This window comes from Huintestinicola sp. (assembly GCF_051882455.1).
In the GTDB taxonomy this organism is placed as follows: domain Bacteria; phylum Bacillota; class Clostridia; order Oscillospirales; family Ruminococcaceae; genus Huintestinicola.
This window is the reverse complement of the sequence record NZ_JBJERV010000044.1, coordinates 34,134-40,349: the sequence shown is the minus strand read 5'-3', so window position 1 is coordinate 40,349 and position 6,216 is coordinate 34,134. Positions and strand designations below refer to the sequence as shown.

Genomic DNA, 6,216 nt, shown 5'->3' with positions numbered 1-6,216 from the left:
CGGTCTGACCGATAGATCTGAGATACTTTTTCAGATGCTCGTTTATCATAAGGATAATTTCGTATACTGTAGGAATAACGCTCTTGAAAAGGTCGATGTTCCACTTCTCCAGAGCCTCGCCGAGGACGGTGTGGTTGGTGTAATTGCAGGTCTTCTGAGCAATGTCAAAGGCTTCCTTGAAGGAAAGTCCCTCCTTGAACATAAATATCCTGATAAGCTCGGGGATAGCCACGGTGGGGTGGGTATCGTTGAGCTGGACAGCATAGCTCTCTGCAAAATGAGAGAAGTCATCGCCGTACTTTGCCTTATAGCGGCGGATAATATCCTGTATCGAAGCGGAAACAAAGAAATACTGCTGCTTGAGTCTTAAACGTCTGCCCTTGTCGGTGTTGTCATTGGGATAGAGAACATCGTTTATAGCGTCAGCCATAACACTGCTCTCGGAAGCGCCAATATAATCCTGATTGTCGAATTTGTAGAAATCAAAGCCCTTGACGCTCTCAGCCTGCCAGAGACGGAGAGTGTTCACAGCCTTTCTGTCAAAGCCGATGATGGGTGTATCATAGGGTACAGCCTTGACGGTCTGATCTGCAAATTCAACGATAACAGCGTCATTTTCCGCTCTTACGCTCCATGCGTCGCCGTAATCGAGCCATGGGTCTGCGGACTCCTGCTGGAAGCCGTTGCCGATGGACTGCTTGAAAAGACCGTACTTATATCTGATACCGTAGCCGTTTAAGGGGATATCGCAGGCTGCTGCGGAGTCAAGGAAGCAGGCTGCCAGTCTGCCCAGACCACCGTTTCCGAGAGAAGCGTCCTCGATCTCCTCAAGGCAGGAGATGTCAATGCCGTTTTCGGAGAAAATTTCCTTGGCGGTGTCAAGAAGTCCTGCGCAGTAGAGATTGTTGAAAACCGCTCTGCCCATAAGAAATTCTGCGGAAAGATAGTATGCTCTGCGCTTTCCGTTATGTCTCTCCTCGGTCCGGTCCCAGAGAGGGATAATGTCGCTCATAACTGCTCTTGCAGCCGCATTGTGAAGCTGACGGGGAGTAGCGTGCTTTATATCCGTTCTCCCGTCCACAAGAAGATTTTCGCTGATCTTTGAAGTAAACTGTGCCTTATCCATAAATTAAATTATCCTCCTAATTATTAAAATTGTCCGAAAAATCGGGGATATGACATAAGTAATATATTTATTTTACCACAATTCCCGTATCAAATCAAGGACTATGAGCACAATACGGTATTTTTCACAGTTTTTTTGCAAATATTATAGCAGATTAGTCAATGCTTTTTCGTCATTTATCACAAAAACTCAATACAAAATTCAGAAAGAATTATTTTTTATGCTCTTTGCGGATGATATAATTATATGAAAACTAAGCAAAATTATTATTCGGGGTGAAAATAAAATGGCAGAAACAAAAACAAATGCAATGCGTATCCTTGACAGGGCAAAGATAAAATACGAGGTCCACACCTATCCTCACAATGAGGGAGAAGCGGTTGACGGCGAAAACGTGGCACGTCTTACGGGGCAGGACCCCATCAAGGTGTACAAGACCCTTGTGACGAGAGGCGCTTCCAATCCCTCGCGTAATTTCTATGTGTTTGTTATTCCCGTAATGAAGGAGCTTGACCTGAAAAAAGCAGCAAAAGCGGTGGGCGAAAAATCCGTTGAGATGATACACGTGAAGGAGATAAACGGCATTACGGGATATATCCGCGGCGGCTGCTCCCCTATCGGTATGAAAAAGCAGTTCCCCACTGTATTTTACAAGGACGTTTCGGCGCTTGATACTGTAATTTTCAGCGGCGGAAAAATAGGCCTCCAGATAGAAGCCGCACCCTCGGATATAATTGGGCTCATAGGCGCAGAGACGGAGGATATCTGTTTCTGACAGGATAGAAATTTACAATTTTTACGCAGATGTTATTATATCATAAAGCTGCGGATAATGCTAAAATGTATTTACATCAACAAAATCAAAAGGACGGTTTTATACTATGGAAATAAAAGGCTTTACATACGGCTGGGACAGCCATAAGGGAATGCTGGGAACGGATAAGGCAAATGAGTCCATAAAGGCTATGGCGGCTATGGGCGGCAACTGGGCGGCTCTTGCCTTTGCCGTTACTCAGGAGAGATTTTCCTCCACCCGCTTCGGCTTCGATTACCGCCGCACCGACACCGACAGGGAGATAGAAACTGCCATAAAGCAGCTCAAGGAAAGCGGTCTAAAGGTATGTCTCAAGCCAATTCTCAACTGCGAGGACGGCACCTGGAGAGCCAACATCACCTTCCCCGAAAGAGAGTTTCCCGTTTATGATGAACACGGCAGACTGAAAAGCTACTGGAACGAATGGTTCTCCTGCTACACCGCATTCATCTGCCACTATGCCGAGATAGCCGAATATACAGGCTGTGAAATGCTCTGCATAGGCTGCGAGATGATAGGCACCGAGCACAAGGAGGAGTTCTGGAGAGAGCTTATCAGGCAGGTTCGTGAAATTTACCACGGTCCTCTGGTGTACAACGCAAATCACGGCAAGGAGGAAAATGTTAACTGGTTCGACGCTCTGGACTACATCGGCACATCAGCATATTACCCTGTTGAAAAGGAAGGCGGCGCTTCTGCGGACGAAATGACTGCGGCATGGGAGTATCACAAAAAGGGACTTAAAAAAATCGCAGACAAGTTCGGCAAGAAGATAATTTTTATGGAAATAGGCTGCCGCAGCGCAAGAGGCTGCGCCGCTATGCCCTGGGATTTCGTTCACAAGGAATTTCCACGGGACGAGGACGAGCAGGCGAATTTCTATGAAAGCGCTCTGAGAGCAATGTGGGACGAGCCCTATTTTGCGGGATTTTTCTGGTGGGACTGGGAGACGAACCTTATGCCGGAGGAAAGGATAAAGGACGACATCGGCTTTGGCATTCACGGCAAAAAAGCCGAAAAGGTGCTGACGGAATGGTATTCGGGCAGAAATTAACATTACGTTTTTAAAATTTCACACAAAGATTAAAAAATATTTATCATCATCTGTAGTCAAACGGGGAAAAATATGATATAATTAGTATAAATATTTTTCCCGGAGGTTCGACTATGCTTTCAGATATCGAAATCGCGCAGCAGGCGCATATGAAAAAGATCACCGAGATCGCCGCTTCTCTCGGAATACCCGAGGATGAGGTTGAGCCCTACGGTCACTACAAGGCAAAGCTTTCGGAAAAGCTTTTTGCCGATACTGCGGATAAGCCCGACGGAAAGCTTATCCTTGTTACCGCCATAAATCCCACTCCCGCAGGCGAGGGAAAGACTACTGTTTCGGTAGGTCTTACCGAGGCTATGGCTAAGATCGGAAAGAAGGCTGTTCTTGCGCTTCGTGAGCCTTCTCTGGGCCCCGTTTTCGGCATCAAGGGCGGCGCTGCAGGCGGCGGATACGCTCAGGTGGTCCCCATGGAGGACATCAATCTCCACTTCACGGGCGATATGCACGCCATCACAGCCGCAAACAACCTTCTCTGCGCTCTCCTTGACAACCATATGCAGCAGGGCAACGAGCTGATGATAGACCAGCGCAGGATAATGATAGACCGCTGCCTGGATATGAACGACAGAGCCCTCAGAAACGTAGTCATCGGTCTGGGCGGAAAGATAAACGGAATACCCCGTCAGGACAGCTTCCGCATTACCGTTGCAAGCGAGGTAATGGCTATACTCTGCCTTGCCTCCGACCTTGACGACCTGAAAAAGAGGCTGGGCAGCATACTTATCGCATATGACCTTAAAGGCGAGCCTGTATTTGCACGCGATCTTGGTGCGGAAGGTTCTATGACCGCACTTCTCAAGGACGCTCTCAAGCCCAATCTGGTCCAGACCCTTGAAAATAATCCCGTTTTGATGCACGGCGGTCCCTTCGCAAACATCGCTCACGGCTGCAACTCCGTAAGAGCAACAAAGCTTGCTTTGAAGCTGGGCGATTACTGCATTACCGAGGCAGGCTTCGGCGCCGACCTGGGTGCAGAGAAATTCTGCGACATAAAGTGCCGCTTTGCAGGCTTTAAGCCCGACTGCGCAGTTATCGTGGCTACTATCCGCGCCCTTAAATATAACGGCGGCGTTCCCAAGGCTGAGCTTTCCGCGGAAAACGTTCCCGCTCTGGAAAAGGGTATGATAAACCTTGTTACTCATATTGAAAATATGCGCAAATTCGGGCTTCCCGTTGTTGTTGCAATAAACCGCTTCGGAACCGACACAGACGCAGAGATCGCTGCTGTAGAGAAGCTCTGCGGCGAAATGGGAGTTCCCGTTTCACTTACCGAAATATTCGCAAAGGGCGGCGAGGGCGGCATTGACCTTGCAAAGAAGGTATGCGAGACCATCGATACAAAGCCTGCCGATTTCAAGCCTCTTTACGACACAGAGCTTTCCATCAAGGAAAAGCTTGATGTTATTGCAAAGGAAATTTACCGTGCAGACGGCGTTATCTTCACCGCGCAGGCTGAAAAGGCTATTGCGGAGATCGAAAAGCTGGGCTTCGGAAATGCGCCCGTTTGCGTTGCAAAGACTCAGTACAGCCTTTCAGATGACGCTTCCAGGCTTGGCAGACCCGAAGGCTTTTCCATCACCGTCCGTGACGTTAAGCTTTCCGCAGGCGCAGGCTTCGCAGTTGCTCTGACAGGCGATATCATGATAATGCCCGGTCTCCCCAAGGCTCCTGCGGCTATGAAGATCGACTGTGACGGCAGCGGAAATATCAGTGGACTGTTCTGATCTTTTAAACGTTACTAAAAATTAACAGCAAAGTCTGATTTTTGTAACTTTTAGCAAATATAATAAAAATAGAGTTATTTTGTTATTTTTGTTTATACAATAACACAACATTAAAGCTTATTTAATAACACTAAGGAGTAATAAAGGTATGTCTGTTGAAACTATGAAGGTTCTTATCTGTGATGATTCGATCCTTGCACGAAAGAAAACCAAAACCGCTCTTAATCAGCTGGGCGTTACTCAGGTTTTTGAAGCAGCCGACGGCGAGCAGGCTATCGCCGCATACAAGGAGCATCAGCCCGATATCACCCTTATGGATATCGTTATGCCCAAGGTGGACGGAGTTGAAGCTTTGAAGGCTATCCTTGCGGAAAACCCTAAGGCTAAGGTCGTTATGGCTTCATCGGTGGGTACTCAGGAAAATCTCAAGGAAGCTATAAAGGCAGGAGCATTTGACTTTCTCCAGAAGCCTATCTCGGAGGAGCAGATAAAAGCTCTTATCAGCAAGGCTGCAAAGTGATCTCCGCAGCAGAAGAGCGAAAGGAATGAAATACTTATGTTTACCCAGTTTTTCGGAAACTATCTTTTAAATAAAGGTCTTGTTGACACCAAGCAGCTTGCGGACGCTCTGGCAGTCCAGAAGCAGACCCGTCCCAGACTGGGCGTGCTTGCCATCAACGCAGGATATATGACAGCTGAGCAGGTGGATATGGTCCATGCCGAGCAGCAGCGTGTTGACAAGAGGATCGGCGACATTGCCTGTGATATGGGCTTTATGACACACGATCAGGTTGAGGAGCTTCTCAGCTCTCAGGGTGCGGCTCATCTCCAGCTGGGTCAGGCTCTTGTTAATTCGGGAGCTATGACTAACGCCGCTTTTGCCGACGCACTTAACAGCTATAAGAGCGAAAACAGCCTCAGCGATGTTGATTTCAGAAACGGAAGCGTTGCAAAGATCGACGAGCTGATCAGAAAATTCTATCATTTCACAGATGACAGCCGCAGCGCATATCTTACCGAATACATAACTCTGCTCTTCAAGAATATAATCCGCTTTATCGGTGACGATTTCACTCCCCTGGCTCCTCAGAAGCTTTCGGAGATAAAGACAGAGCTTGCAGCAGTTCAGAAGATAGACGGTGCCTTCTCCTGCACTACCGTTATTGACGCTCCCGCAAAGGCTTATCTCGGCTTTGCTTCGCGTTATGCGGGCGAGGAGCTTACCGAGCTTGACGAGATGGCTCACGCTTCCTGCGGAGAGTTCTTAAATCTCCACAACGGTCTTTTCACCGTCAATGTTTCAAACGAGATGAACACCGAGCTGAAGCTTCAGCCTCAGGAATATCTTGAAGAAGGCGGACTTTCGGGCGATATCAGTATTATCCCGCTTGTGTTCCCCTTTGGAACGGTTTTATTTATGGCTGTGCTTTGATATAAA

The 6,216-nt window shown here is 47.7% G+C and carries 6 protein-coding genes; 5 read left to right on the top strand and 1 reads right to left on the bottom strand.

Features of this window, described 5'->3' with window-relative positions; all coding sequences use genetic code 11:
• The coding region (locus ACI4J0_RS06035; RefSeq protein WP_439764911.1) for a glycogen/starch/alpha-glucan phosphorylase at positions 1-1,126 on the bottom strand (1,126 nt) is incomplete at its 3' end.
• 286 nt (positions 1,127-1,412) lie between these two features.
• On the opposite strand from ACI4J0_RS06035, the gene ybaK reads away from it, so the two are divergent.
• The 5 genes from ybaK to ACI4J0_RS06010 all read left to right on the top strand — a co-directional run bounded on the left by ybaK (position 1,413) and on the right by ACI4J0_RS06010 (position 6,210).
• On the top strand, positions 1,413-1,901 hold the full coding sequence (ybaK, locus tag ACI4J0_RS06030) for a Cys-tRNA(Pro) deacylase (RefSeq protein ID WP_439764910.1): 489 nt from the start codon (positions 1,413-1,415) through the stop codon (positions 1,899-1,901).
• A gap of 106 nt (positions 1,902-2,007) precedes the next feature.
• Positions 2,008-2,994, top strand: a complete 987-nt coding sequence (locus ACI4J0_RS06025; protein ID WP_439764909.1) for a glycoside hydrolase family 113 — start codon at positions 2,008-2,010, stop codon at positions 2,992-2,994.
• A 113-nt stretch (positions 2,995-3,107) separates the two neighbouring features.
• Positions 3,108-4,778, top strand: coding sequence for a formate--tetrahydrofolate ligase (locus ACI4J0_RS06020; RefSeq protein WP_439764908.1), 1,671 nt, complete (start codon positions 3,108-3,110; stop codon positions 4,776-4,778).
• A 148-nt stretch (positions 4,779-4,926) separates the two neighbouring features.
• Positions 4,927-5,298, top strand: a complete 372-nt coding sequence (locus ACI4J0_RS06015) for a response regulator (RefSeq protein ID WP_439764907.1) — start codon at positions 4,927-4,929, stop codon at positions 5,296-5,298.
• 36 nt (positions 5,299-5,334) lie between these two features.
• Entirely contained in the window at positions 5,335-6,210 is an 876-nt protein-coding gene (locus tag ACI4J0_RS06010) for a chemotaxis protein CheX (protein ID WP_439764906.1), read from the top strand.
• Positions 6,211-6,216: the final 6 nt, after the last annotated feature.

Coding starts and splice junctions, on each gene's coding strand:
- ybaK (WP_439764910.1), top strand. CDS start 1,413: ATGGCAGAAACAAAAACAAATGCAATGCGTATCCTTGACAGGGCAAAG.
- ACI4J0_RS06025 (WP_439764909.1), top strand. CDS start 2,008: ATGGAAATAAAAGGCTTTACATACGGCTGGGACAGCCATAAGGGAATG.
- ACI4J0_RS06020 (WP_439764908.1), top strand. CDS start 3,108: ATGCTTTCAGATATCGAAATCGCGCAGCAGGCGCATATGAAAAAGATC.
- ACI4J0_RS06015 (WP_439764907.1), top strand. CDS start 4,927: ATGTCTGTTGAAACTATGAAGGTTCTTATCTGTGATGATTCGATCCTT.
- ACI4J0_RS06010 (WP_439764906.1), top strand. CDS start 5,335: ATGTTTACCCAGTTTTTCGGAAACTATCTTTTAAATAAAGGTCTTGTT.